The 22864-nt window shown below is 35.3% G+C and carries 39 protein-coding genes and 1 pseudogene; 3 read left to right on the forward strand and 37 right to left on the reverse strand.

Annotated features, from left to right (window positions below):
• Nucleotides 1-159: 159 nt before the first annotated feature.
• From ung to K4G57_RS05695, 7 genes are read right to left on the reverse strand one after another with little or no spacing between them, the layout of a single operon-like run.
• Complete coding sequence (gene ung / locus K4G57_RS05665; RefSeq protein ID WP_236033239.1) at nucleotides 160-843, reverse strand: uracil-DNA glycosylase; 684 nt, start codon at nucleotides 841-843, stop codon at nucleotides 160-162.
• 12 nt (nucleotides 844-855) lie between these two features.
• A complete protein-coding gene (locus K4G57_RS05670; RefSeq protein ID WP_221532205.1) occupies nucleotides 856-1839 on the reverse strand; it encodes a hypothetical protein in 984 nt (327 codons plus the stop codon).
• A gap of 19 nt (nucleotides 1840-1858) precedes the next feature.
• On the reverse strand, nucleotides 1859-3004 hold the full coding sequence (gene folP / locus K4G57_RS05675; protein ID WP_221532206.1) for a dihydropteroate synthase: 1146 nt from the start codon (nucleotides 3002-3004) through the stop codon (nucleotides 1859-1861).
• Between the two features lie 3 nt (nucleotides 3005-3007).
• On the reverse strand, nucleotides 3008-3646 hold the full coding sequence (locus tag K4G57_RS05680; RefSeq protein WP_221532207.1) for a DNA polymerase III subunit delta': 639 nt from the start codon (nucleotides 3644-3646) through the stop codon (nucleotides 3008-3010).
• A 9-nt stretch (nucleotides 3647-3655) separates the two neighbouring features.
• Nucleotides 3656-4204: a HobA family DNA replication regulator gene (locus K4G57_RS05685; protein ID WP_221532208.1), complete on the reverse strand. Its 549-nt coding sequence runs from the start codon at nucleotides 4202-4204 to the stop codon at nucleotides 3656-3658.
• A complete protein-coding gene (locus K4G57_RS05690) occupies nucleotides 4204-5409 on the reverse strand; it encodes an aspartate kinase (RefSeq protein WP_221532209.1) in 1206 nt (401 codons plus the stop codon). The genes K4G57_RS05685 and K4G57_RS05690 overlap by 1 nt, the downstream gene beginning before the upstream one ends.
• The gene (locus K4G57_RS05695) at nucleotides 5409-5882 is read right to left on the reverse strand and encodes an RNA pyrophosphohydrolase (RefSeq protein ID WP_221532210.1); all 474 of its coding nucleotides are present in this window, start codon (nucleotides 5880-5882) and stop codon (nucleotides 5409-5411) included. The genes K4G57_RS05690 and K4G57_RS05695 overlap by 1 nt, the downstream gene beginning before the upstream one ends.
• Before the next feature lie 115 nt (nucleotides 5883-5997).
• Between K4G57_RS05695 and K4G57_RS05700 the strand changes: the two genes are divergently transcribed.
• Both K4G57_RS05700 and gatC read left to right on the forward strand, forming a co-directional pair.
• Nucleotides 5998-6762 (forward strand): TetR/AcrR family transcriptional regulator, encoded by a 765-nt coding sequence (locus K4G57_RS05700; RefSeq protein ID WP_221532211.1) that lies wholly within the window; start codon nucleotides 5998-6000, stop codon nucleotides 6760-6762.
• Entirely contained in the window at nucleotides 6759-7049 is a 291-nt protein-coding gene (gene gatC, locus K4G57_RS05705) for an Asp-tRNA(Asn)/Glu-tRNA(Gln) amidotransferase subunit GatC (protein ID WP_221532212.1), read from the forward strand. The genes K4G57_RS05700 and gatC overlap by 4 nt, the downstream gene beginning before the upstream one ends.
• A gap of 168 nt (nucleotides 7050-7217) precedes the next feature.
• Here the strand turns inward: gatC and rplQ are convergent, their stop codons facing one another.
• From rplQ to K4G57_RS05855, 30 genes are all read right to left on the reverse strand, one after another.
• Nucleotides 7218-7568, reverse strand: a complete 351-nt coding sequence (rplQ, locus tag K4G57_RS05710) for a 50S ribosomal protein L17 (RefSeq protein WP_221532213.1) — start codon at nucleotides 7566-7568, stop codon at nucleotides 7218-7220.
• 11 nt (nucleotides 7569-7579) lie between these two features.
• On the reverse strand, nucleotides 7580-8569 hold the full coding sequence (locus K4G57_RS05715; RefSeq protein ID WP_221532214.1) for a DNA-directed RNA polymerase subunit alpha: 990 nt from the start codon (nucleotides 8567-8569) through the stop codon (nucleotides 7580-7582).
• A gap of 19 nt (nucleotides 8570-8588) precedes the next feature.
• Nucleotides 8589-9215, reverse strand: a complete 627-nt coding sequence (gene rpsD, locus K4G57_RS05720) for a 30S ribosomal protein S4 (RefSeq protein ID WP_221532215.1) — start codon at nucleotides 9213-9215, stop codon at nucleotides 8589-8591.
• A gap of 9 nt (nucleotides 9216-9224) precedes the next feature.
• A complete protein-coding gene (gene rpsK / locus K4G57_RS05725; RefSeq protein WP_221532216.1) occupies nucleotides 9225-9617 on the reverse strand; it encodes a 30S ribosomal protein S11 in 393 nt (130 codons plus the stop codon).
• 10 nt (nucleotides 9618-9627) lie between these two features.
• Nucleotides 9628-9996: a 30S ribosomal protein S13 gene (rpsM, locus tag K4G57_RS05730; protein ID WP_221532217.1), complete on the reverse strand. Its 369-nt coding sequence runs from the start codon at nucleotides 9994-9996 to the stop codon at nucleotides 9628-9630.
• 11 nt (nucleotides 9997-10007) lie between these two features.
• On the reverse strand, nucleotides 10008-10121 hold the full coding sequence (gene rpmJ / locus K4G57_RS05735) for a 50S ribosomal protein L36 (protein WP_005022299.1): 114 nt from the start codon (nucleotides 10119-10121) through the stop codon (nucleotides 10008-10010).
• A 219-nt stretch (nucleotides 10122-10340) separates the two neighbouring features.
• The gene (infA, locus tag K4G57_RS05740; protein ID WP_006801843.1) at nucleotides 10341-10559 is read right to left on the reverse strand and encodes a translation initiation factor IF-1; all 219 of its coding nucleotides are present in this window, start codon (nucleotides 10557-10559) and stop codon (nucleotides 10341-10343) included.
• A gap of 15 nt (nucleotides 10560-10574) precedes the next feature.
• Entirely contained in the window at nucleotides 10575-11333 is a 759-nt protein-coding gene (map, locus tag K4G57_RS05745; RefSeq protein WP_221532218.1) for a type I methionyl aminopeptidase, read from the reverse strand.
• 1 nt (nucleotide 11334) lies between these two features.
• Nucleotides 11335-12594, reverse strand: coding sequence for a preprotein translocase subunit SecY (gene secY, locus K4G57_RS05750; RefSeq protein ID WP_221532219.1), 1260 nt, complete (start codon nucleotides 12592-12594; stop codon nucleotides 11335-11337).
• Nucleotides 12594-12995, reverse strand: a complete 402-nt coding sequence (gene rplO, locus K4G57_RS05755) for a 50S ribosomal protein L15 (protein WP_221532220.1) — start codon at nucleotides 12993-12995, stop codon at nucleotides 12594-12596. Before rplO ends, secY begins: the two co-directional genes overlap by 1 nt.
• A gap of 9 nt (nucleotides 12996-13004) precedes the next feature.
• Nucleotides 13005-13445, reverse strand: a complete 441-nt coding sequence (gene rpsE / locus K4G57_RS05760; RefSeq protein WP_221532221.1) for a 30S ribosomal protein S5 — start codon at nucleotides 13443-13445, stop codon at nucleotides 13005-13007.
• A gap of 8 nt (nucleotides 13446-13453) precedes the next feature.
• Nucleotides 13454-13810, reverse strand: a complete 357-nt coding sequence (gene rplR / locus K4G57_RS05765; protein ID WP_221532222.1) for a 50S ribosomal protein L18 — start codon at nucleotides 13808-13810, stop codon at nucleotides 13454-13456.
• A gap of 9 nt (nucleotides 13811-13819) precedes the next feature.
• Nucleotides 13820-14356: a 50S ribosomal protein L6 gene (gene rplF, locus K4G57_RS05770; protein WP_221532223.1), complete on the reverse strand. Its 537-nt coding sequence runs from the start codon at nucleotides 14354-14356 to the stop codon at nucleotides 13820-13822.
• Between the two features lie 9 nt (nucleotides 14357-14365).
• Nucleotides 14366-14761 (reverse strand): 30S ribosomal protein S8, encoded by a 396-nt coding sequence (gene rpsH, locus K4G57_RS05775; RefSeq protein ID WP_221532224.1) that lies wholly within the window; start codon nucleotides 14759-14761, stop codon nucleotides 14366-14368.
• 9 nt (nucleotides 14762-14770) lie between these two features.
• On the reverse strand, nucleotides 14771-14956 hold the full coding sequence (locus K4G57_RS05780) for a type Z 30S ribosomal protein S14 (RefSeq protein ID WP_026943278.1): 186 nt from the start codon (nucleotides 14954-14956) through the stop codon (nucleotides 14771-14773).
• On the reverse strand, nucleotides 14949-15503 hold the full coding sequence (gene rplE / locus K4G57_RS05785; protein ID WP_221532225.1) for a 50S ribosomal protein L5: 555 nt from the start codon (nucleotides 15501-15503) through the stop codon (nucleotides 14949-14951). Before rplE ends, K4G57_RS05780 begins: the two co-directional genes overlap by 8 nt.
• Nucleotides 15504-15506: 3 nt before the next feature.
• Nucleotides 15507-15737 carry a 50S ribosomal protein L24 gene (gene rplX / locus K4G57_RS05790; RefSeq protein ID WP_221532226.1) on the reverse strand — a complete coding sequence of 77 codons (231 nt, stop codon included), beginning with the start codon at nucleotides 15735-15737 and terminating at the stop codon, nucleotides 15507-15509.
• Nucleotides 15737-16105 carry a 50S ribosomal protein L14 gene (gene rplN / locus K4G57_RS05795; RefSeq protein ID WP_221532227.1) on the reverse strand — a complete coding sequence of 123 codons (369 nt, stop codon included), beginning with the start codon at nucleotides 16103-16105 and terminating at the stop codon, nucleotides 15737-15739. Before rplN ends, rplX begins: the two co-directional genes overlap by 1 nt.
• Entirely contained in the window at nucleotides 16102-16368 is a 267-nt protein-coding gene (gene rpsQ, locus K4G57_RS05800; RefSeq protein WP_221532228.1) for a 30S ribosomal protein S17, read from the reverse strand. Before rpsQ ends, rplN begins: the two co-directional genes overlap by 4 nt.
• Nucleotides 16369-16560, reverse strand: coding sequence for a 50S ribosomal protein L29 (gene rpmC / locus K4G57_RS05805; protein WP_221532229.1), 192 nt, complete (start codon nucleotides 16558-16560; stop codon nucleotides 16369-16371).
• The gene (gene rplP, locus K4G57_RS05810; protein WP_221532230.1) at nucleotides 16547-16972 is read right to left on the reverse strand and encodes a 50S ribosomal protein L16; all 426 of its coding nucleotides are present in this window, start codon (nucleotides 16970-16972) and stop codon (nucleotides 16547-16549) included. The genes rpmC and rplP overlap by 14 nt, the downstream gene beginning before the upstream one ends.
• 2 nt (nucleotides 16973-16974) lie before the next feature.
• Nucleotides 16975-17682, reverse strand: coding sequence for a 30S ribosomal protein S3 (rpsC, locus tag K4G57_RS05815; protein ID WP_221532231.1), 708 nt, complete (start codon nucleotides 17680-17682; stop codon nucleotides 16975-16977).
• Entirely contained in the window at nucleotides 17682-18011 is a 330-nt protein-coding gene (gene rplV / locus K4G57_RS05820) for a 50S ribosomal protein L22 (protein ID WP_221532232.1), read from the reverse strand. Before rplV ends, rpsC begins: the two co-directional genes overlap by 1 nt.
• An 11-nt stretch (nucleotides 18012-18022) precedes the next feature.
• Nucleotides 18023-18304 carry a 30S ribosomal protein S19 gene (rpsS, locus tag K4G57_RS05825; RefSeq protein ID WP_006801860.1) on the reverse strand — a complete coding sequence of 94 codons (282 nt, stop codon included), beginning with the start codon at nucleotides 18302-18304 and terminating at the stop codon, nucleotides 18023-18025.
• A 9-nt stretch (nucleotides 18305-18313) separates the two neighbouring features.
• Nucleotides 18314-19141: a 50S ribosomal protein L2 gene (gene rplB / locus K4G57_RS05830; protein WP_221532233.1), complete on the reverse strand. Its 828-nt coding sequence runs from the start codon at nucleotides 19139-19141 to the stop codon at nucleotides 18314-18316.
• 10 nt (nucleotides 19142-19151) lie between these two features.
• Nucleotides 19152-19433, reverse strand: a complete 282-nt coding sequence (locus K4G57_RS05835) for a 50S ribosomal protein L23 (protein ID WP_221532234.1) — start codon at nucleotides 19431-19433, stop codon at nucleotides 19152-19154.
• Between the two features lie 2 nt (nucleotides 19434-19435).
• Complete coding sequence (rplD, locus tag K4G57_RS05840) at nucleotides 19436-20050, reverse strand: 50S ribosomal protein L4 (protein WP_221532235.1); 615 nt, start codon at nucleotides 20048-20050, stop codon at nucleotides 19436-19438.
• 11 nt (nucleotides 20051-20061) lie between these two features.
• Nucleotides 20062-20640, reverse strand: a complete 579-nt coding sequence (gene rplC, locus K4G57_RS05845; RefSeq protein WP_221532236.1) for a 50S ribosomal protein L3 — start codon at nucleotides 20638-20640, stop codon at nucleotides 20062-20064.
• A gap of 9 nt (nucleotides 20641-20649) precedes the next feature.
• A complete protein-coding gene (gene rpsJ, locus K4G57_RS05850; protein ID WP_221532237.1) occupies nucleotides 20650-20961 on the reverse strand; it encodes a 30S ribosomal protein S10 in 312 nt (103 codons plus the stop codon).
• Between the two features lie 204 nt (nucleotides 20962-21165).
• Entirely contained in the window at nucleotides 21166-21750 is a 585-nt protein-coding gene (locus K4G57_RS05855; RefSeq protein WP_236033240.1) for a SoxW family protein, read from the reverse strand.
• A gap of 820 nt (nucleotides 21751-22570) precedes the next feature.
• On the opposite strand from K4G57_RS05855, the pseudogene K4G57_RS09395 reads away from it, so the two are divergent.
• A pseudogene (locus K4G57_RS09395) lies at nucleotides 22571-22864 on the forward strand (hypothetical protein); the annotation flags it as partial.

Consider the following 22864-nt stretch of genomic DNA (forward strand, 5'->3'; position numbering starts at 1 on the left):
TTGATTTAGTATTACACAAATACGCAAAAATTATAACGATTTTGCTAATTGTAAGAATTGACTTAAGTCAATATATACATTTTTATACTTCGTTATAAAGGGAGTTTTAGGGAGTTTCATAAGACAAATAAAAGATAAAAAAATTCTATTTTTGAGAATCTAATTTAAATTCCAATTAATCGGGGTTTTACCAATGCTCTCTAGCAAAGTATTTGTCTTAGAAAAATGCCTACAACCAATAAACCCACTACGTGCTAAGGGAGAAGGATGTGCAGCCTCTAAAATAAAATGCTTACCTTTATCAATTAGAAGTTTTTTAGACTTTGCATAATTTCCCCAAAGCAAAAACACAATTCCACTGCACTGCGCACTTAAAATCTTAATTACAGAATCAGTAAATTCTTGCCAACCAAAATGCTGGTGTGATGCTGGTTTGTTTGCTTCCACACTTAAAATACTATTTAGCAACAACACTCCTTCCTTCGCCCACGGCGTCAAATCCCCACTATTACTTTGTGGAATCCCTAAATCTGCTTCAAGCTCCCTGTAAATATTACGCAAAGAAGGCGGAATTCTAACGCCTTGTGGCACAGAAAAAGACAACCCCATCGCCTCTCCTGCATTATGATAAGGATCTTGTCCTAAAAGCACAACTTTTAAGCACTCAAATGGAGTGGAATTAAACGCATTAAAAGTCAAATTTGCAGGAGGATACACTACTGCCCCCCTTGATTTTGCTGCGACATAATGCTCTTTTATAGCTTCAAAATTAGGGGAGAGCAAAGCACTTTTTAACACTTCTTTCCAATGTGCATCCATTTTTATAGATTCCAACTTTATCATCTCTAACACCTCTTATTTTGGGCGATTATCGCGCATAATGATATTATAACGTTGTAGAATTAACGGGCTGTTAGAAATATCAAAATGCTCCACAATATACTGCACATCACGTTCATCTAAGACTTTTAATGCTTCTTTAATAATCTCTCCAAACATCAACTCATCTTCTTGTGTAATTGTCTCTCCAACCCTCTTAATATATTGCTTAATGAGTGCTTTTTCCTCCTTCTCACGTTCCTTATCCTCCAACAATACGCGCTCCATATGCTTTAGAATCTGAAATTTTTTAGTTTTGAGTTGCGGACGCTTGTAAGCTCCAGTTAATGCCATAATGCGTTCAATGATTGCATCCTTTTCCTCATCATTTTCGTAATATCCCTCATAATTTTCATACATTATATCTGGATAATAATCATGAATAATTGCAAATTTTTGTTGCGCAATTCTACTAAGACTCTCTTGATTATTCTGCAGACGCATTGTTTGGATACTCCTGCGCAAAAATGCAACATCTCCACGTCTAGAGCCATAAAACTTCATCTGCTCAAAGCGCTCTTGTGGCGGATAGAACTCACATAATCTCTCAATCTCTGCTAGTAATGCCTCTTGATACGCTCTATATGCAATCTCCACAATTTGTGTCATTTGTCTATAACGCTTGTCGCTAGATTGTGCAAGCACAAGTTCAATAGCTTCGTTTAAACCATATTGGTCAAAAATCTTTTCAATGGCATCATAAAGGCTAGCAAAATTCACTATCTCTCCAGAAATCGCATAATAAATATTTCCAACTTCACGTTCAATATAGCTTGTGCTATCCTCTGCGGCGATTTCAACAACTTCATTTTGTTTGACTGCTTCTAAATAATCCGTGATTCTTGCCTTGCTATTTTGCTTAAAAAGATGTTCTAATTCCATTGTTTGCATCTTATCTAGCACATCTTTAGAGTGCCCATATTGCATTAACTGCGTAATCATTTCACTGCGACCTAACACAACCCCTCCTTTAACACAACTAAAGTAATAAATTTACATTTTGAATTGCCTGCCACACTTTTAAAGCTTGTAAATGCTCAGCAATATCGTGGCAACGGATAATGCTTGCACCATGATTTAAGGATTCCAAATGGATTGCTAAAGTGCCAGATAAACGATTTTCAACATCACAAGGCGTGATTTTATCAATCATACTTTTACGACTTGCCCCAACCAAAAGCGGATATCCAAAATGTAAAAAATGCCCCAAATGTTGGATAAGCGCACAGTTATGCGCTAAAGTTTTTCCAAATCCGATTCCAACATCAAGGATAATTTTTGTGTTATTTTGTGCCACTAAAGCCGCAATACGCTCGGCAAAGAATGTATCCATCTCCAAAAATAAATCTTTATAATTTGGATTTTCTTGCATTTCTTTTGGACTACCTTGCATGTGCATAACCACACATTCACAATCATAGCCCCTAACAGCTTCAAGCATTTTCGTATTGCTAAATCCCGTAATATCATTAACTACTAAAAAGCCATAATCTAGGCATTTTTTAGCCACACTTGGCGTGTAAGTATCGATGCTTAAAATTACTTTTTCATAGATTTTCTCACGCTTAATAAACTCCAAGATTCCACTTAGTCTTGTATGTTCCTCCTCTTCACTCACCCACGCACTACTAGGACGTGTGCTTGCTGCACCAATATCAAGAATATCTACACCCTCTTCTATCATTTTCAAAAGTGAGGATTCTGCATTTTTTGAATTCTTGCGTGATTTTGCATAAAAGCTATCTGGCGTAATATTAATAACCCCCATAATCTTTGGAGTGATATTATGGAATCTTAAATGTGCTTCCAAATCGTGTGCAACTTTTTTTAGCCCAAAGGGTTGTATTTTTAGTTTCTTCAGCAATGCCTTACTTTGCGCACGCGTTAGCATCAAGATTCCATCATAAAACTCTCTAGTATATAAAATCGCATCTCTAGGTAAGGCAAAATCCGCTCCAACTGCCAATGCTTCTTGTTTTAAAATATGTGCGGCTGGAACTTTTAAGTTTTTAACTAAAAAATTAAAAACCTTATCTTTATTGCGTAAAATTCCATAGCCCACACTATCGCAATTTAGCTGCTCTAGAGCGAGCTTAGAATCCTCTAAATACTGCACAAATGCCATTCTCTAGCCTTTAAGCGTCACATTGAATTGTTGCTTTTTTTTGCGTAAAACAAGTAGCAAAAGCACAGCAAAAATATTACTCGTGCTTTCATATTGATTTTCCCAAAACAGCGCCTTTTCAAAAATTTGCGCTTCCCTAGCAGAAAAACTCAAACCATATTTAATAGAATCCAAATACAAGCTTTGAATTTCCTCTTTTAAAAATGGATTATTAAATTCTTTTTCACGCTCTTTTAAAAACCGATACACACCTTCTAAATTCAACGTTTTAAGTGAAAGTGGAAAATGTGGCAAACGTTGCTGTTTTATATGGTTGATAATTGGCAAACGAGAACGGATTGTAGGAAGAAGCAGGGATTTCATTTTTGCATAAATAATAAAAATCGTACCACTTGGTGGCTCTTCAAGGACTTTTAAAAGTGCATTTTGCGCATAAGTATTGTAGCTTAAAGCAGCAATTAAAATCTGTTTTATCTCCTCACTTGCAATATAACTCTCATCAATAATGGAACGCGCAGTTTCAATATCTAACTCATTAGCGCAAAATAGGCGTGTGTTTTGGGGATTTTGCATAGCAAAATAATCATTTGCACTCTCTATTGGATTATTGACTAACTCAATATGTCCGATTTTTATCTCCATGCTTTACCTCTACTCTAATCGCACATTACCAAACATCACTGCTTCAAGAGCGAGATTGAAGATTCTATACATCTGTATTAATTTAATATCGACAAGAGAATCTGTTGATTGAAGTGTGAAGCTATTTTGCAAACTTGTATCAAACATCCATAAAAAACCATCCTCATGGCTTAATGCAAGTTTAGCACGTAAGACATCATTGCGTCCCACATACCAAAAACAATATTTATGCGAGAAAATATTGTTCAAATAATCGTGAATAAGCGCAATTTCCGTTTCATCTTTGTGTGAGACTTTATCTATCTTTGAAAAAAGTGCATCAATAGCGATTATTGGAACATAAGGACGATTATTAGAACGATTAATAGATTGCACCACATAGTGCATAAACCACTCCCTTTCATAATCTGTAACAAGAATCAAACTATCCCCATTAAAGATTCTCTGTAAGGCACGTTTCAAAAGCGGAATCCATTCAAATTTGCGCTCCTCAAGCCAAGTAGGATGGCTTGCATCATGACGTAGAGTTTGTAAAACCCAACTAGATAAATCTTGCATTATTTATCAAGCAAATAAGCACTATGTAGTGTGCGGATTGCCAATTCGGAGTATTTTAATCCAATAATCATTGAGATTTTAATCTCACTTGTGCTAATCATCATAATATTAATATTGTCTTCTGCTAGTGCTTGAAATGCCTTTGCAGCAACACCGCTATGAGACTTCATTCCCACACCAACAATAGAAACTTTCGCAATATCAGAATCATAATCAATACTCTCTACATTGCTTTCAAACGCTTTTAAAACGCGCTTAGTATTCTCTAACTCCACTTCTGGAATCGTAAAATCTAAATCTGTCTTGCCATCACGACCAATTGTTTGCACAATCATATCTACATTGATATTTGCCTCCGACAGAGCACTAAAAATCTCTGCTGCAATACCGGGTCTATCCTCTACATTACAAATACTTACTCTTGCTTGATTTTTATCTAATGCGATTCCGCTTACGATTGGATGTTCCATAATTTCTTCTTCCTTTGTAATTAATGTTCCTTCATTATGATTAAAACTATTTCTTGTAACTAAATTAACATTAAGCTTCTTTGCCATTTCAACAGAGCGATTAAGTAGAACTTTTGCACCCATTGAAGCAAGTTCTAGCATCTCATCATAGCTGACTTTGTCAATCTTTTTTGCCTTTGGCTCAATTCTAGGGTCTGTTGTATAAACTCCATCTACATCTGTATAAATCTCACACAAATCTGCCTGCAAAGCTCCGGCTAATGCAACAGCAGACAAATCACTTCCTCCACGCCCTAGTGTTGTAACATTTCCATCTTGTGTAACACCTTGAAATCCAGCGACAACCACAATATAATCTTTTGCCAACAAATCGTTTAAACGCGTCGTATCAATAGATTCAATTCTTGCCTTGGTGTGCGAAGAATCCGTAACCATTCCAGCTCCTCTACCACTTAAAGAAATCGCCTTGTAGCCTAATTCTTCTAAGGCGATAGCTAAAAGCGCACTTGTAACACGCTCTCCAGCACTTAGCACCATATCCACTTCGCGCGTATTTGGAAGCCTTGAGAAAAACTTCGTATATCCTAGCAGCTTATCTGTCTCTCCGCTCATCGCAGAAACTACGACAACAACACTATTCCCAGCTTTTTTTGCTTCAATCACGCGTTGTGCAACATTTTGGATTCTCTCACAATCCCCAACACTTGTTCCTCCATATTTTTGAACAATCAGCATTATAAATAACCCTTTCTTTTAAAATATTCTAAAACTTGCCTATACACAGGTCGTTTAAAATAGGTGATATAGTTAAACAAATCCTCCACTTGCACAAATTTATACGCATCAAATTCTGGCTCCTCTGTATTAATATTAATCTCACTTTGCTCCTGTAAGCGAACAAGAAAATACTTTTGAATTTGTCCATCATAAGGATACATTCTCTTGATTACTTGACTTGGAAAATCATAGCTAATCCACTCGGGATATTCTGCAACAATATCAATCCTATCCGTTCCTATCTCCTCTTTCAATTCGCGAAATAGAGCCTCTCTTGGTGTTTCTGATTTATCAATTCCACCTTGTGGAAACTGCCAAGCATTTTTAATATCTGTGCGACTTGCAATAAAAAGCTCACACTCAAGCGGATACTTAGGGGAAAGGATAATGGCTGCAACATTTGGGCGATATGTTTTTGTCTCTTTCTTCACTTGCCATTCCTTACACAAAATATTTTGGTAATGATAAATTAAAAGTTTTTAAATGCAGTTGATATTAAGTTCTTTTTTTATAAAATTCTAGACTACATTTTACATTAATTAGGGAATGGGTATTAAAGATTCTCAAAAATCTTTAAAGGGAATGAAAAATATGCACACAAAAAATACTGCAGATATACAAAAGATTCTAAAAAACTCTAAAAAAACTAATCCCTCCAAGAAAGCGCATACCCAACAAAACAAAATCAAAAACAAGAAAAAACAAGAAAAAATCCTAAAAACTGCCTGGAAACTTTTTTTACAATATGGTTACAAAAAAACAAGTCTGCAGATGATTATAAAAGAAACAGGTGGTTCCTTAGCGACAATTTACAAGATTTTTCACGATAAAAAAACACTCTTTTCTGAAGCAATTAGAGAAAATGGACAAGAGTTTATTGACTCTTTAGACAAGGATTTCTCCGAAATTATGACGCCATATTCTAATTTAGAAGAATACTTTTATCGCATTGGTGTGCGAGTTATTCGTCAAATTACTAGCAAGGAAAATATTGCTTTTATGCGACTTATTGTTGTGGAAGGTTACGATGATCCTGAGTTAATTGAAATCTTCCACCATATTGCAGTAGACCGCACATGTCACTTTTTCTTAAAAGCATTAGAAGATTATAATACAACACATAATTTGGGTATTGAAGACATTAGTGAAAGTTCACGCGTTTTCATAAGTCTCATCGCTCAACCTTATCTAATTGATGCAATTATGATTCCAAATTATACTTGCCCAGATGAGGAAGAGATCCAACGTATCGTAAGACGTGCAACTAAAATTTTTATGCTTTATCTTAAGCATTATAAGGAGATTAAATGACAATTGACACAGCATTGCTAAACAAACTCACAAGACTAGGTGGAATTACACTAGAATATGAAAAATTAGAAACAACGAAAAATAATTTAAGTGAAATTGTAAATTTTGTGGAAAATATTAATACGCTTGATTTAAATGATATTCCAGCTTCTTTTAATCCGCTAGACTCTAAACTTCCTATGCGTCAAGACATTGCAGAATCCAAACTAGAAATTGCCAAGAGTGTATTAAAACACGCACCAAATGCGGAAGATGATTTTTTTATCGTTCCAAAAATTATTGAATAAGTTTAATTTTACATGCAGAATCTAATTCTTGGATTCATATCCACAAAAACAGATTCCGCATCTAACTATAACAAATTCTAAAATATAGCCTTATCTAACAAAGCCAAAATAACTTTAAATAAAAAATTCTATAAAGAAAGAATTTCAAAGACTTCAAAAGAAATTCAATTAAACAAGCTCAATGATTGCCATCTGAGCGGCATCACCTACTCTTAATCTTGTTTTAATAATCCTTGTATAACCGCCATTTCTACTAGCATACCTAGGAGCAATTTCTGTTACAAGTTTTTTGACAGAGGTTTTGTGCTGCAAGTGCGAGAAAACTAATCTATGCGCCATAGCATCCCCTACTCTTGCTTTTGTAATAAGCTTTTCAAAATAGCTTTGTAATTCTTTTGCTTTTTGCAAAGTTGTTTCAATCTTTCCACTAGTAATCAAAGCAAGGGAAAGATTTTTTAGCAAAGCTTTTCTATGAGAACTCGTGCGCCCTAGCTTTCTATATCCGTGTCCATGTCTCATTCTTTATCCTTTTAATTAGAAAATTTTTTCTTAAGGAGAGTGGCTAAATCTTCTGCGACTGCTTTGCCAATAGGATAACCTAACTCTTCTAGTTTTGTAGTGATTTCATCCAGAGATTTTTTGCCTAGATTTTTGATATTCTTAATCTGATCTTCACTCAATAACACAAGCTCACCTAAGTATTTAATACCAGAGCGATCTAAGCAATTGAAACATCTTGCGCTAAAGTTTAAACTATCAATACTCTGTGATAACACTTTAATCTCTGGACGATCTTCTTCTCTAGTATTTGCTTCAGGCACTTCAATATTTAACTCTGAATTAAAAATTGCCATTTGTTTATGCATCACACTTAAAGCGTTTTTAAATGCCGTTAGAGGTTCAATTTGTCCATCTGTTTGGATATTAAACACTACTTTTTCGTAGTTTGGATCATCTTCTACAAGCACATTTTCTGTATCGTATGTTACATTTGTAACAGGAGTAAAATATGCGTCTAATGGCATATATCCATCTGGAATCACATTTCTAATATCTTCACTTGGAACATAACCAATTCCCTTGCGAACAATAATAGAGAAATTTAAAACTGCATCCTCGTTAATCGTTGCTAGATGGATATTAGGTGTTACAACATCAATCAAATCATTTACCAAATCCTCGCCAGTAATGATTTTTGGTCCTGTGAATTTATAGTCAATGCTTACACTCTCACTATCATCTCTAACTCTAAAACGGATTGTTTTTAGATTCACAATAAAATGTGATACATCTTCCACAACACCACGCACAGAATCAAATTCGTGCGCTACACCTTCAATTCTCAATGCAATAGGAGCAAATCCAACCGAACTTCCAAGCAATAAACGACGCAAAGGGTGCGCTAACGTAATTGCATACCCTGCTTCAAAAGGATATGCTGCAATTTCTATTTTATTAACGCCAACTTCTTTAACCTCAATCTTTGTTGGAACATGCGGAGAAGTTTTAATACTTTTCATACTAACCCTTTCCTACAAATTATTTAGAATACAACTCAACAATGAGCCTTTCTTCAATTGGAATAACTACCTCTTCACGCTCCGGAAAGCGCGTAAAGATTCCAAACACTTTATCTTGATCTACATCAACCCAAGGAGCAATTCCGGTTTGTTTTGTTAGTTCAATTGCTCTTTGCACTTGCGGATTCTTTTTAGTTTTTTCGCAAATTTCAACTTTTTGTCCAATACCAACTAACGCTGAAGGAATGTCAAGTTTTTTACCATCAACTAAAATGTGCCCATGCACAACAAGCTGTCTAGCAAATCTTCTTGTAGTTGCAAATCCCATTCTATAAACAACATTATCTAGTCTTCTCTCAATTAATTTCACTAAATTTTCCCCAGTATTTCCCTCTAGCCTATTTGCTTCTACGAAAATTGCGCGGAATTGCTTTTCAGAAACACCATACATCATTCTTGCTTTCTGTTTTTCGCGCAACTGAATTCCGTATTCTGAAATTTTTCCGCGTCTTTGTCCATGTTGACCTGGACCATAAGGGCGTTTGTCTAATGCACTTTTACCTGCTAATCTGCGCTCACCTTTTAACGCAAGACTAACACCAAATCTTCTTTCAATCTTCTCAACAGGACCTCTATATCTTGCCATTATCTCTCCTTACACTCTTCTTCTTTTTGGCGCACGGCAACCGTTATGTGGCAATGGTGTTACATCTTTAAGCCATAAAATCTTGATTCCTTCTATACTTCCTAAGCTTTTTACTGCGGTTTCGCGACCGCTTCCTGGACCTTGAATTTTTACCCCAAGCTCTTTAATTCCATGTTCTTTTGCTTTAAAAACTGCGTCTTCAACCGCTTGTTGGGCTGCATAAGGAGTTGATTTTTTGCTCCCTTTGAATCCTAATGCACCTGCTGTGCTCCAGCAGATTACATTACCCATTTCATCAGTGATAGTTACACTTGTATTGTTAAAAGCAGCAGAAATATGAATAATACCTCTTGCAATATTCTTTTTAACTACCCTTTTTTTATTTACATTTCTTTTAGCCATTATCTACCCCCTATTTTGATGCACTACCAACAGTTTTTCTCTTGCCTTTCCGTGTTCTTGCATTATTTTTTGTTGTTTGACCACGAACAGGAAGACCTTTACGATGTCTTAAACCACGATAATTTCCCAAGTCCATAAGGGCTTTAATGTCCATTGTAACTTTTTTGCGCAAATCACCCTCTACGATATGATGAGCTTGAATTTCCTTTGCAATTGAAGAAACTTCATCCTCATTAAGGTCTTGAACCCTTTTGTCATAAGAGATATTTACAACATTTAAAATATCTCTTGAACTCTTTAATCCCACACCATAAATGTAAGTTAAAGCATATTCAATTCTCTTTTTTTTGGGTAAATCAACACCAGCAATTCTCGCCATTATTTTTCCTTTTAACCTTGTCTTTGTTTATGTTTTGGATTCTCGCAAATCACTCGAATCACGCCTTTTCTTTTGATAACCTTGCATTTGTCGCACATTTTCTTGACAGAAGGTCTAACTTTCATAGCTTACTCCTACTTTTAAAGGCTACGCCTTATAAAACACTGCGTCTATGGGTAACTCCCACACATCAACTTTGGAATGTTCTAAATTAACATTTATCACTTCCTAAATAGGCATTGAGTTTATAGTCCTCTAAGGCATTTCCAAATACCTAAACGACTATGTAAAGGCATAAATTTTTTGCAATAAAGCGTAAATTATACTTAAATAGTTATTAAAAACTACTTATATCTAAAAGTGATTCTGCCTTTATCCAAACTATAAGGTGTGAGTTCAATTTTTACCTTATCCCCTTGCAGAATCTTAATATAATGCATTCTCATACGTCCTGCAATGTGGCACAAAATAATATGCCCATTCTCAAGTTCTACGCGAAAAGTCGCGTTTGGCAATGCCTCTTTTACGATTCCATCTACTTCAATCACATCATCTTTTGCCACTATATTCCTTTACAATTACTCTACAGATAAAATTTCCGCTTTCCCATTAACGATTGCAACTGTATGTTCATAGTGACTCCCTCTTAAACCATCAACTGAAACAACACTCCAATCATCCTCTAAAATCTTTGGTTCTCCATCCTTTTGGCAAATCATAGGTTCAATGCAAAACACCATCCCTTCTTTGATTTTGTCGCCTTGCTTAGCTTTTTTCCCTTCTAAATAGTTTGGAATTTCTGGCTCTTCGTGCGGTCTTCTACCAATTCCATGCCCACAAAAACCACGCAAGGGAACATATCCATACTCCAAAATAAACTGCTCCAAAATCGCACTTAGCTCTTTAAAATGCATGCCGACTTTAATCTGAGAGATTGCAAAATACAACGCATCTTTAGAACAAGCAATCAAACGTTGGTCGGCTTGTGAAATCTCATCAACACCACAAGTTATCGCGCCATCTCCATACCAACCATTAAGCTGTGTTCCAATATCAAGCCCTACAATATCGCCAACTTGCAATTTGTAATCTGTTGGAACTCCATGGATAATTACCTCATTAACCGATGTGCAAACAGAACCTGTAAAGCCATACAAGCCCTTAAAAGACGGAATCGCACCACAAGAGCGAATCATATCTTCACACATTTGATCCAACTCTTTAAGTGTAACACCTGCCTTTACCTGCGCTTTTAAATGATTTAGAGTCTTCCCAACGATTCTATTAGCTGCCATTAGCGCTTTAATCTCATTAGGTTTTCTAATCGCTATTGCCATTTTATAACCCAACTGCACTTAACGTTTTGTATTTATTCATATAAATTTGTGCCTCAATCTTACGCATCGTATCTACTGCCACTTGCACAACAATTAGCACCGCTGTCCCTCCAAAATAGAAAGGCACACCAGAAGCTTTTACTAAAATCCAAGGTAATGTCGCAATAAGAGCTAAATACAAAGCTCCCCAAAGCGTTAGCCTACTTGCAATATCCGTTAGGAAATTTGCAGTACCTTCACCCGGACGGATTCCTGGGATAAAGCCACCTTGTCGCTTTAGATTTTCTGAAATATCTTTGGAATTAAACACAATAGAAGCATAAAAATACGCAAAAAACATTACAAGAAAAAACATTAATATGTTGTAAGTATAGCCATTTGGATTTAAGAAGTCTGCAATTTGCATTACGACACTATTAGAAGAACTTTGTAAAATCGTGGTAGGAAACATCAAGAGAGCAGATGCAAAAATAGGTGGAATTACTCCACTTAGATTCATTTTAATAGGAATATAATTCATAATGCGCTTATCTTGATTTTGCATCACTACCTTGCGCGAATAGGAAACTGGAATTCTTCTTTCTCCAAGCTCTACATAGATGATACAAGCTACTGTAATGATAATAATTGCAACAATAAATAGTAATACAATCCAGCTAATTTGGTTAGTATTGACAAGGTTAAATGTCCCAGCAATTGCGCTAGGTATTCCAGAGACAATCCCACTAAAGATAATTAAACTAATTCCATTTCCAATTCCCCTTTGCGTTATTTGTTCGCCAATCCACATTAGCAACATTGTTCCACAAAGCATAGAGAGTGTAGAAATTGCAATAAATACATTCATATCAATCATTATTGCACCATTTACCCCAGTTCCTAAACTTTTTAAACCAATAGATACACCAACTGCTTGAAGAATTGTAATTACAATTGTTGCGTAGCGAATAATTTGCATATATTTTTGCATACCATCACGTTCTTTTTTCATTTTGCCAAGATTTGGAAAAGTGGAAGCTAAAAGTTCCATAATAATAGATGCAGTAATGTATGGCATAATCCCTAGAGAGATAATGCTAAGGCGCTCTACGGCGTTACCGCTGAACATATTAAATAAACCAAGTGCATTAGAGGCGTTATTGTCAAAAAACGATTTAATCACCATTGTATCAACACCCGGTACTGGAACATACGCCAACACGCGGTAAGCTAAAAGAAAGCCTAGCGTAATAAGAATCTTATTGACAATTGCCTTGTTCATTACTTTTGTCCGCTTGTTGTAATTCTCTCATCTTTTATTTTTGATGCAATGTTTCTAGCTTCTACACCAATTAATTTAATTTTTGTTGTATAAGATGGGAATTTATGCACAGCTTTGATGCTTTCAAAAGTAATTTCTGCTAAGCCTGCTACAACCTTGATTGCATCTACATTGATAACATAAGGCTTTTCAACGCGACTATTAAAACCGATTTTTGGAAGACGACGTTGTAAAGGTTGCTGCCCACCTTCAAAGCCTCTTTTTTGTTTAGAGCCCGTTCTTGCAGTTTGTCCTTTTCCACCCCTTGTGGAAGTTTTTCCCATACCACTACCTTGCCCACGTCCTATTCTTTTGATTTTTTTTACACTGCCCTTAGCAGGTGTCAAATTTTCTAATGCCATACAATCTCCTTATGCTTTTACCTTAGAAAGGGCTTTAATGGTTGCGCGTACAACATTGTAAGGATTATTTGAACCTAAAGATTTTGTCAAAATATCCTTAATTCCTGCCTTCTCTAACACTGGACGCACTGAGCCACCAGCAATAACACCTGTTCCCTCACTAGCTGGCTTTAGCAATACAATACTTGAATTATATTTTTCCTGAACATCATGCGCAATTGTTGTCCCTTTAACATTTACCTTGACAATATTTTTAAACGCATCATCAATTGCCTTTTTAATTGCGTCTGGGACTTCTTTTGCCTTACCCAAACCAAAGCCTACTAAACCAGCTTTGTTACCAACAACTACCAAAGCATTAAAACGAAACCTACGCCCACCTTTAACAACCTTTGTAACACGTCCAATATTTACAACATATTCTTCAAATTCTTCTCTATTGATTTCCATATTTACCCCTACAGATTGATTCCGCTTTCACGGAGAGAGTCAGCAAAACTTGCAACAACACCGTGATACAAATAGCCATTCCTGTCAAAAAGAACTTCAGAAATATTCGCTTTCTTAAGACTATCTGCAAATGCAACAGCAATTTTCTTTACATCTTCCCTGTTGTTTCTTAAGCCCATTTTTTTACCATCAACGCTTGCTAGAGTTACACCTCTTGTATCATCAATCACTTGAGCATAGAAATATTTATTTGAACGAAAAATACTTAATCTAGGAGTTGTAGCGCATCCAAAAACTCTTGCGCGAATTCTAAGCTTTCTTTTGAGTCTTAAACTTCTTTTTTTTCTAATAATTTTATTTGTCATTATCTATCCTTATTTTTTAGAAGTTTTACCAGCTTTGCGAATAATGCGCTCGTCGGAATATTTCACACCCTTACCTTTATATGGCTCTGGTGGTCTAAACTCTCTAATCTCAGCTGCAATTTGTCCAATTTGTTGTTTATCGGCACCCTTAATAACAATAATATTCTTATCAACAGCAATTTCAACACCTTCTGGGATGTCATAATTAATAGGATGAGAGAATCCAAGCGCAAGCTCTAAAACTTTACCTTTCACCACTGCTTTATAACCCACACCATTGATTTCTAATTGCTTACTAAAACCATCTGTTAGTCCAACTACGATATTGTTTGCTAATGCTCTATAAGTTCCCCAATACGCCTTAGCTTGCGCACTATCACCATTTAAGAGAAAACTTAGTTCTCCATCTTTAAAAGTAATACCAACGCGCCCATAAGTTTCTAACTCTTTTGTAAGCTTGCCACCTTTAAAAACTATTTTGCTTCCTTCAATGCTGACTTGAACACTACTTGGAATGCTAATAGGTTTCTTTCCAACTCTTGACATTACATACTCCTACCAAATACTGCAAAGGGCTTCACCACCCACATTTGCTTTATAAGCATCTTCATTGGCAATTACACCTTTACTTGTGCTTACGACAATTGTTCCATAACCATTTTTGAAGCGCTTAAGTTCATTTCTACTTTTATAAACGCGTCTCCCTGGTTTTGAGATTCTAGTGATTTCATTAATCACAGAATGCCCTTTCTCATCATATTTTAAAACAACATTGATAGATTGTTTTTTATCTTGCTCAATCACTTTGAAGCTTTCAATAAATCCTTTTCTCTGAAAGACTTCTAGGATAGATACAACGATTTTTGCATAATACAAACTCGTCGTATCTAAACGGCGCATACTTGCATTTCTAATTCTAGTTAATGAATCTGCGATAATATCATTTACCATTTTTACCCCTTACCAACTTGCTTTTCTAAGTCCAGGTATTAAACCTTCATTCCCCATTTTACGAAGGCAAACACGGCAAATACCAAAATCTCTATACACAGAATGTGGTCTCCCACAAATGGAACATCTTGTGTATGCTCTAACTTTAAACTTAGGCTTTCTTGCCGCCTTTGCAATCATAGATTTCTTAGCCATTGTTTCTTCCTTTCGCAAAAGGTAATCCAAAGAGCTCTAGCAATTTCAACGCTTCTTTATCACTTGTAGCAGATGTTACAAATGTAATATTCATTCCGTGGCTTACCATAATATCATCATACACTACTTCTGGGAAAATCAATTGTTCATTAACGCCAAAGCTATAATTTCCTCTTCCGTCAAATCCGTTACGCGGAATCCCACGAAAGTCTTTTACTCTCGGAAGTGCAATTACAATTAACTTTTCTAGGAAGTTATACATTTGATTGCCTCTTAGCGTTACTTTTACACCCATTGGCATCCCTTCGCGCATTTTAAATCCTGCAACAGATTTCTTAGCAATAGTAATTACAGCTTTTTGTCCAGCAATTAGCGAAATTGTATCAGCAATGTTTTGCATAATTTTTGTATCTTTTGCGTGCGCACCAGCACCTACACTAATCACAATTTTTTCAAGTTTTGGCAAAAGCATAGGATTTTTAATCCCTAGTTCTTCTGCTAACTTTGCTTTAATTTCATTCTTATAAGCAGCTTTTAATGCGAACATCAATTAATCCTCCGCTTTCTTAACATTTGAAATGTGTATTGGCATTTCTTTATCCACAAAACCACCTTTTGGATTCTTATCGCTTGGTTTTACGGCTTTCTTTGCCACTTTACACCCCTCCACAATCACTTGTGAAGTTTTAGGCAATACACGCAAAATTTTTGCTTTTTTGCCTTTGTCATCTCCAGTGATTACTTCTACTAAATCACCTTTTTTAATTTTAAACTTTGCCATTACAATACCTCCGGAGCTAATGATACAATCTTCATAAAATTAGCATAACGAATCTCTCTACCAACCGGTCCAAAAATGCGTGTTCCAATAGGCTCTTTTTTGCTATCTAAAATTACAGCTGCATTATCATCAAAACGAATTAACGCACCATCTTCACGATGCAATTCTTTTTTTGTTCTCACAACAACCGCTTTAACAACCTGACCTTTTTTAACCTTACCACTAGGCAAAGCTTTTTTCACAGAAGCCACAATAACATCACCAATAGTTGCATATCGTCTTTTACTTCCACCTAAAACCTTAATACACATCACTTCCTTTGCACCACTATTATCAGCAACATTTAATCTTGTAAAACTTTGAATCATAATTCAACTCCTACAGATACAACTCTATGCAATGTAAAAGCTTTTCTTTTTGAAAGAGGTTTGCACTCAATTGCTTCAATCACATCTCCAACTTTTACACTATTATTCTCGTCATGCACAATATAGCGTTTAAATCTTTTAACAATTTTTCTATATTTTAAATGCATAACGCGCCTTTCAACAAGCACTGTTACACTTTTATCGCCTGTTTTGGTTACTACTCTACCAGCAATAACTCTTTTGTGCGGTTGTGCGTTACTCATTTACGCCCTCCTTTTTTCATTAAGAGCTGTCTTGATTCTAGCAATATCTTTTCTTGCAACTCTTATTTCACTAGAATTTGTCAATTGCATTGTTCTTAGTTTTAAGTTTAACTCAAATAAAAGCGTTTCTTTTTCTTTTAACAAAGCATTTAATTCTTCAATTGTTTTGGTGTTAATATCAGTATATTTCATTTTCACCCTCTCTTGTTACAATTTTTGTTTTAAAAGGGAGTTTGCTTTGCGCAAGAGCTAATGCACTTCTTGCAAGTGTTTCATCAACACTTCCCATTTCATAAATGATTCTACCGGGCTTAATATTCATTACCCATTTATCAACAGCACCTTTACCCTTACCCATTCTTGTTTCAAGAGGCTTCGCAGTTAGGGGTTTGTCTGGAAAAACACGAATCCACACCATACCTGTTCTTTTTGTTGCACGCGTCATAGCAATACGTGCAGCTTCAATTTGACGAGAATCAATCCTTCCATGCTCAATTGCTTTAATTCCAAATTCACCAAACGCCAATGAAGCTCCACGAAACGCTTTACCGCGATTTCTTCCCTTCATCTGCTTTCTATATTTTGTTCTTTTTGGCATTAACATAATTATTGCCCCCTTCTCTTTCTAGCTGGACGGCTTGATTTCTCTTCGCCCTCTTCATTTTGCTTTTCAGCTTGGATTCCTTTTTGTAAAACTTCACCTTTAAATATCCAAACTTTTACACCAATATTCCCATATGTTGTTAAAGCTTCTGCAAATCCATAATCAATTTTTGCTCTTAGGGTATGTAATGGAATTCTACCCTCCATATACCACTCTGTTCTTGCCATTTCAGCTCCTGCTAAACGACCAGAAACGCGCACCTTGATTCCTTTTGCGCCCGACTTAATCGCACCCTGCATCACTTTTTTCATCGCACGTCTAAACGCAATACGACGCTCAAGTTGCGTTGCTACGCTTTCTGCTGCAAGTTGTGCATTGCTTTGTGGCTTTTTAACTTCTTTAATATTAATAAAAATATCCTTATTAACAATCTTTTTTAAAGATTCTTTTAGTTTCTCAACATCTGCGCCTTTTTTACCAATAATAATTCCCGGACGCGCTGCAACAACCGTAACACGCACCTTTTTTGCTGTGCGTTCAATTAAAATATCACTTACACTTGCATAATAAAGTTCTTTTTTTAAGAATTTTCTAATTTTGTAATCTTCAGCAATATTTTGCGGAGTGCTATTAAATGCAGGAAACCACCTTGATTCCCAATTTCTATTTATTCCAAGTCTTAGACCAATCGGATTAACTTTTTGACCCATTACTTATCCTTACTTTGTTGTGATACTTCCACAAAAATATGTGAAGTTGGTTTTCTAACTGGAGTTGCTCTACCTCTTGCTCTTGGCGTAAAACGTCTAAGCATAGGACCAGCATCTACTCTACAAGAAGAAACAATAACATTTTCAGCTTCATAACCACCATTAGCAACCGCTGAAGCAATGACTTTTGAGATGATTCTTGCTGCTTTATTTGGCATAAATTCTAAAGATGCGATCGCAAGTTCTGCATTCATTCCTTGCACTTCTCTAGCGATTAATCTAGCTTTTGTTGGGGATAAACGAATATATCTCAATAATGCTTTACTCATCAATCGCCCCCTTACTTACCGATTTTCTTTTGGACACTGCCTTTGTGTCCTTTGAAAGTTCTTGTAGGTGCAAATTCACCCAACTTATAGCCAACATGATTTTCTGTTACATATACGGGAACGAAAGCTCTACCATTATGCACATTAAAAGTTAAACCTATCATATCAGGAATAACTGTGCTTCTACGTGACCATGTTTTAATGGGTTTATTATCTTTTGTCTCTTTTGCTTTAATAACTTTTTTCATCAAATGTTCATCAACAAAAGGACCTTTTTTTATTGATCTAGCCATTGATATTCCTTATTTTTTTCTTCTTGAAATAATTAGCTTATCGCTTGCTTTCTTTCTACGTGTCTTATAGCCTTTAGCTGGCATACCCCACGGAGAAACAGGATGTCCACTTGAACCTGTTTTACCCTCACCACCACCATGTGGGTGATCTACTGGATTCATTGCAGAACCTCTTGTTTGTGGGCGCACGCCTAAATAACGATTGCGACCCGCTTTGCCGATAGAAATGTTTGCAAAATCTTCATTTCCCACTGTTCCAATAGTAGCCATACACTCACCTAAAATGTAGCGCATTTCACCACTTGGCATTCTTAAAATTGAGTATTTACCTTCTCTACCCATAAGCTGCGCACTAGCACCCGCACTCCTTGCAAGCTGTCCTCCGCGTCCCGGATACATCTCAATATTATGAATCACTGTTCCAATAGGAATATTTTTAAGCTTCATTGCATATCCTAAACGAATATCCAATCCTCCTTCTGCTGCAATAATTTTATCACCCACACTTAAACCGCTGGGTTGGATAATATAGCGCTTATCTCCATCTATGTAAGTTATTAATGCGATTCTACAATTTCTATAGGGATCGTATTCTATTGCGCTTACTTTCCCTTCAACATTAAACTTATTGCGTTTAAAGTCAATGATTCTATAAAGTTTTTTTGCTCCACCCTCTTTATGACGACTTGTGATTCTGCCATTATTATTGCGTCCTGCATGAACTGGAAGCTTCACTAATAATTTTCTTACACTTGCTTTAGCAGTAATATTTTCTGAACTAAGATTGCTCATAAATCTTCTGCTAGGAGTGTATGGTTTATATGTTTTAATTGCCATCTTTTACTCCTTATACCGCTAGTGATTCTATTTTAGCACCCTCTGGAAGTTTTACATAAAACTTCTTAAAGGAGTTTCTCTTGCCAATAACACCGCGGAATCTCTTAACTTTCCCTTCTTGTCTTAAAGAATTAATGGACAATGGCGTTACACCAAAATATTCTTTAAATACTTCTTTAAGTTGTGTTTTGCTCAATTTTGGAGAAGTTTGCACTACAAGAACACTTTGTTCTTGTAGTTTTAAGGACTTCTCTGTATACATAATAGACTTAATATCTGTAATACTTGCCATTCTTAACCCTCTTTAGTGATAGATTCAAAAAGCGATTTTTCAATCACTACAGATCTAAATGTCGCTGTTAAGTATGCATTCAACTCAACACCATCAATTAAATAACAATCTCTAATGTTTCTAAATGCCAAAAATGTTTTTTCATCAAAAATTTCAGAAACAAATAATGCATTCCTTTGATTCAATGCTTTAAACATCGTATAAGCATCTTTTGTTTTGCCACTCTCAACCTGAATTTTATCCACAATAAACAAACTACCATTGTTTGCTTTTTCTAATAAAGCATATTGTAGTGCAAGTTTTTTTTGTTTTTTATTCACTTTTAGATTATAGTTTCTGTTGTTGCTAGGACCATGCGCAACACCACCACCTACAAATACAGGAGAAGTAATACTCCCTGCTCTTGCTCTACCTCCACCTTTTTGACTCCAAGGTTTTTTACCTCCACCACTAACTCTACCACGCGTTTTTACCATTGCACTATTTGCACGCATTGAAGCTAAAAATGATTTAATATAAAGATAAAGATTGTGTGCATTAATATCCTTATAGCTTTCTGGTAATTGTGCTTCACCAGATTTCTTCAAATTTTTATCTAAAATAATTGCTACACTCATTTCACAACCCTTTAACTTACAATTTTTAACTTACCAAACGCGCCATTAAAGCCCGGAATAGAACCTTTCAAAACCAACACTCCATGTTCTTTATCAAAAGAAACAATTTCGTTTTGAACGGTAACCTTTTCATTACCATAATGTCCTGCCATTTTCTTACCCGGCTGAACACGACCTGGCCATTCACGATTTCCGATAGAACCCGGTGCTCTATGGAATCTGCTACCATGTGCTGCTGGTCCACCTTGAAAATTCCAACGTTTTACAACACCACTAAATCCACGACCTTTTGTATTAAAAGAAACTTTTGCCCTTTTTGCGCTCTCCAAAGAGGACAAATCTAAATCCCCAACTTCTGTATTACTTACTTCAAGTGTTGCAAATTTGTTATACTCTTTATCAAGATTATATTTTTTTTGCTGTCCTGCAATAGATTTGTTTGTGCTCTTACCCTGATGGTATGCAACTAAAGCTTTGCCACCTTCTAAAACTTCGCACACCTTTGCAGTTTTTACTTTCAGTAAAGTTACAGGAATACTTGGCTTACCGACAGTTCGGCTCATTCCGATTTTTTCTACTAAAAATTCCATTTACACCCCTTATTTACCCATTGAGCGGACTTCCACATCCACTTCAGGTGCCATATCTAGTTTTGTCAAGCTATCCACCGTTTCGGGAGTTGCTGAAACAATATCAATGACTCTTGTATGCACTCTAATTTCAAATTGCTCTCTTGAATCTTTGTTGATATGGGGAGATTTTAAGACTGTGTATCGTCTCTTTTTTGTTGGAAGTGGGATAGGACCACGAATTTCTGCACCGGTTCTTTTTACGGCTTCAACAATTGAGACAACCGAACGATCAAGAACACGATGATCATATGCTTTTAACTTAAGTCTAATTTTTTCCATATTATTTTTCCTTAAACAAAGAACTCATTAACATTGATGTTAATGTAAGATTTGGAAGCTGAAATTATACAGATAAACATTTTTTTTAGCAATACTTTTATGAAGAATTTTAATGTGTTTTTTGTAATTTATTTCCTTATATTAAGGAGATAAATTACTTTTTTACATTTACAGCAATGAAAGTGTTAGGGTTAAAATCATCTTTTAAGATTCCAAAAAATCTTGAAAGGCTTTGTTTATATTTTTGGATTCCAAATTTTCTAATTCTGGTTTTTGAAAAAATTCTAGCGCTTTTAAGAAACGTTCTTTTGGCATAAAGCCAGGATACACAAATAATTCTTTACCATTTTTGCTTAAAAATACAAGTGTTGGAGTAGGCTTAATTCCATACTTTTCTACCAAATCTGCTGTGGCGATACTTTTATTTATAAATTCTACAAAATGTGTTTTAGAATAGCTCACATTAATATAATAAGGCGCATAATTTGCTTTCAAAAACTCCTTAACATCGGCATTATCTTTAATAAGATCTTTTAAGCGGTCGCAATACACACAACCATTGGCAGAAAACACTAAAACATACGGCAAACCATTGCTTTCAATCACACTTGTCTCCTTAAATACATCTGCAACTTCTGCATAGGAGTTAATATCAATATTCTCCATAGCTTTTTGTTGTTCTTGTGTGTAATCTGTTCCGCTTGTTACAATATTTGCGTCCGCTTCATCTTGACATCCATAAATGCTAAATATTGCAATGCATAATACTAAAAAACTTCTCATTCTCATTTATAAATCCTTTTTAGAAAGTTGGAATCCTAACAAATCTTATGTTAGGAAAATCTTATTCTTGGTTCTATTTTCTCAGCCAAATGCTATTTTAAGCTATTTTCATAATTTTACTTTTATTTTTTTTTTTTTTTTTTTTTTGATAAAATCAAAGCTTTAAATCAAATAAGGAAACATAACAGTGAAAGCTAAACATTTTGTTTTATTTGCTACTTATAAAGTAACTCCTAGCATTATAAGTGAGTTTAAAAAAATGCAAGACTGCGGAGTAAAATGTGTGCTAGGAGTGCATAATACTTATGGTGCTTTAGAAGATGATAAAAGCGGGGCTGTGCAGGTTAAAACTCTTTTTGGGACAGAAGTAACTTGTCTTTTACTTTATGAAAAAGACTTAAAAGATATGGGACTTCATATAGAAGCAAATATAGGCTATACGCTTTGGCATTCTACTGATTATTGGGCGTATTTTGCTCACAAACATTTTAGTGATTTTGATTTTTACTGGGAAATTGACTACGATTGTTTTTTAAATGCTCCAAATTATCAAAAATTTTTTGATTTTTATGATTGCTGTAATGAGGATTTTATTGTCCCTAACTTCAGAAAAATAGATAAGGATACCACATGGAGTTGGGTGAAAAATACACAATGGGCTTATAATGATAATGAATGGTATGGCTCTTTGTTTGGAATAGCAAGATACAGCAAGAAATTCATTTTAGCTCTTTATGAAAAAAGAGTTGCATACACAAAAATTTATGAAAATTATAAAGATAAGAAACAATGGCTTATGTGTGAGTTTTTCACAGCAACGGAAGCCATGAAACAAGGATTTAGCACAAGGAACTTCTCTCAAGATGGACATCAAATCCGTATAAATCCTTTTGATTTGAATGCAGAAAGATTTTTTATAAATCCAGATAATAAAATATATCACCCTATAAAAGAAGTAGCAAGCACTAAAACCTTAACCAAAACCATTGTAATTGGAGCAACAATGCGAGCACAAAACTTCCTCTCCTACAAACTAGGAGTTGCTTTGATAGAAAACTCTAAAAGTCTTAAAGGTTATATTAGAATGCCTTTTGTTTTAAGTTATATTACAGAGCTACAT

Source organism: Helicobacter turcicus, assembly GCF_019711685.1.
Lineage (GTDB): Bacteria > Campylobacterota > Campylobacteria > Campylobacterales > Helicobacteraceae > Helicobacter_D > Helicobacter_D turcicus.

Coding starts and splice junctions, on each gene's coding strand:
- ung (WP_236033239.1), bottom strand. CDS start 843: ATGATAAAGTTGGAATCTATAAAAATGGATGCACATTGGAAAGAAGTG.
- folP (WP_221532206.1), bottom strand. CDS start 3,004: ATGGCATTTGTGCAGTATTTAGAGGATTCTAAGCTCGCTCTAGAGCAG.
- K4G57_RS05680 (WP_221532207.1), bottom strand. CDS start 3,646: ATGGAGATAAAAATCGGACATATTGAGTTAGTCAATAATCCAATAGAG.
- K4G57_RS05685 (WP_221532208.1), bottom strand. CDS start 4,204: ATGCAAGATTTATCTAGTTGGGTTTTACAAACTCTACGTCATGATGCA.
- K4G57_RS05690 (WP_221532209.1), bottom strand. CDS start 5,409: ATGCTGATTGTTCAAAAATATGGAGGAACAAGTGTTGGGGATTGTGAG.
- K4G57_RS05700 (WP_221532211.1), top strand. CDS start 5,998: ATGGGTATTAAAGATTCTCAAAAATCTTTAAAGGGAATGAAAAATATG.
- gatC (WP_221532212.1), top strand. CDS start 6,759: ATGACAATTGACACAGCATTGCTAAACAAACTCACAAGACTAGGTGGA.
- rplQ (WP_221532213.1), bottom strand. CDS start 7,568: ATGAGACATGGACACGGATATAGAAAGCTAGGGCGCACGAGTTCTCAT.
- K4G57_RS05715 (WP_221532214.1), bottom strand. CDS start 8,569: ATGAAAAGTATTAAAACTTCTCCGCATGTTCCAACAAAGATTGAGGTT.
- rpsD (WP_221532215.1), bottom strand. CDS start 9,215: ATGGCAAGATATAGAGGTCCTGTTGAGAAGATTGAAAGAAGATTTGGT.
- rpsK (WP_221532216.1), bottom strand. CDS start 9,617: ATGGCTAAAAGAAATGTAAATAAAAAAAGGGTAGTTAAAAAGAATATT.
- rpsM (WP_221532217.1), bottom strand. CDS start 9,996: ATGGCGAGAATTGCTGGTGTTGATTTACCCAAAAAAAAGAGAATTGAA.
- rpmJ (WP_005022299.1), bottom strand. CDS start 10,121: ATGAAAGTTAGACCTTCTGTCAAGAAAATGTGCGACAAATGCAAGGTT.
- map (WP_221532218.1), bottom strand. CDS start 11,333: ATGGCAATAGCGATTAGAAAACCTAATGAGATTAAAGCGCTAATGGCA.
- secY (WP_221532219.1), bottom strand. CDS start 12,594: ATGAACAAGGCAATTGTCAATAAGATTCTTATTACGCTAGGCTTTCTT.
- rplO (WP_221532220.1), bottom strand. CDS start 12,995: ATGGCATTAGAAAATTTGACACCTGCTAAGGGCAGTGTAAAAAAAATC.
- rpsE (WP_221532221.1), bottom strand. CDS start 13,445: ATGGAAATCAATAGAGAAGAATTTGAAGAATATGTTGTAAATATTGGA.
- rplR (WP_221532222.1), bottom strand. CDS start 13,810: ATGACAAATAAAATTATTAGAAAAAAAAGAAGTTTAAGACTCAAAAGA.
- rplF (WP_221532223.1), bottom strand. CDS start 14,356: ATGTCAAGAGTTGGAAAGAAACCTATTAGCATTCCAAGTAGTGTTCAA.
- rpsH (WP_221532224.1), bottom strand. CDS start 14,761: ATGGTAAATGATATTATCGCAGATTCATTAACTAGAATTAGAAATGCA.
- K4G57_RS05780 (WP_026943278.1), bottom strand. CDS start 14,956: ATGGCTAAGAAATCTATGATTGCAAAGGCGGCAAGAAAGCCTAAGTTT.
- rplE (WP_221532225.1), bottom strand. CDS start 15,503: ATGTTCGCATTAAAAGCTGCTTATAAGAATGAAATTAAAGCAAAGTTA.
- rplX (WP_221532226.1), bottom strand. CDS start 15,737: ATGGCAAAGTTTAAAATTAAAAAAGGTGATTTAGTAGAAGTAATCACT.
- rplN (WP_221532227.1), bottom strand. CDS start 16,105: ATGATTCAAAGTTTTACAAGATTAAATGTTGCTGATAATAGTGGTGCA.
- rpsQ (WP_221532228.1), bottom strand. CDS start 16,368: ATGAGTAACGCACAACCGCACAAAAGAGTTATTGCTGGTAGAGTAGTA.
- rpmC (WP_221532229.1), bottom strand. CDS start 16,560: ATGAAATATACTGATATTAACACCAAAACAATTGAAGAATTAAATGCT.
- rplP (WP_221532230.1), bottom strand. CDS start 16,972: ATGTTAATGCCAAAAAGAACAAAATATAGAAAGCAGATGAAGGGAAGA.
- rpsC (WP_221532231.1), bottom strand. CDS start 17,682: ATGGGTCAAAAAGTTAATCCGATTGGTCTAAGACTTGGAATAAATAGA.
- rplV (WP_221532232.1), bottom strand. CDS start 18,011: ATGAGTAAAGCATTATTGAGATATATTCGTTTATCCCCAACAAAAGCT.
- rpsS (WP_006801860.1), bottom strand. CDS start 18,304: ATGGCTAGATCAATAAAAAAAGGTCCTTTTGTTGATGAACATTTGATG.
- rplB (WP_221532233.1), bottom strand. CDS start 19,141: ATGGCAATTAAAACATATAAACCATACACTCCTAGCAGAAGATTTATG.
- K4G57_RS05835 (WP_221532234.1), bottom strand. CDS start 19,433: ATGGCAAGTATTACAGATATTAAGTCTATTATGTATACAGAGAAGTCC.
- rplD (WP_221532235.1), bottom strand. CDS start 20,050: ATGAGTGTAGCAATTATTTTAGATAAAAATTTGAAGAAATCTGGTGAA.
- rplC (WP_221532236.1), bottom strand. CDS start 20,640: ATGGAATTTTTAGTAGAAAAAATCGGAATGAGCCGAACTGTCGGTAAG.
- rpsJ (WP_221532237.1), bottom strand. CDS start 20,961: ATGGAAAAAATTAGACTTAAGTTAAAAGCATATGATCATCGTGTTCTT.
- K4G57_RS05855 (WP_236033240.1), bottom strand. CDS start 21,750: ATGAGAATGAGAAGTTTTTTAGTATTATGCATTGCAATATTTAGCATT.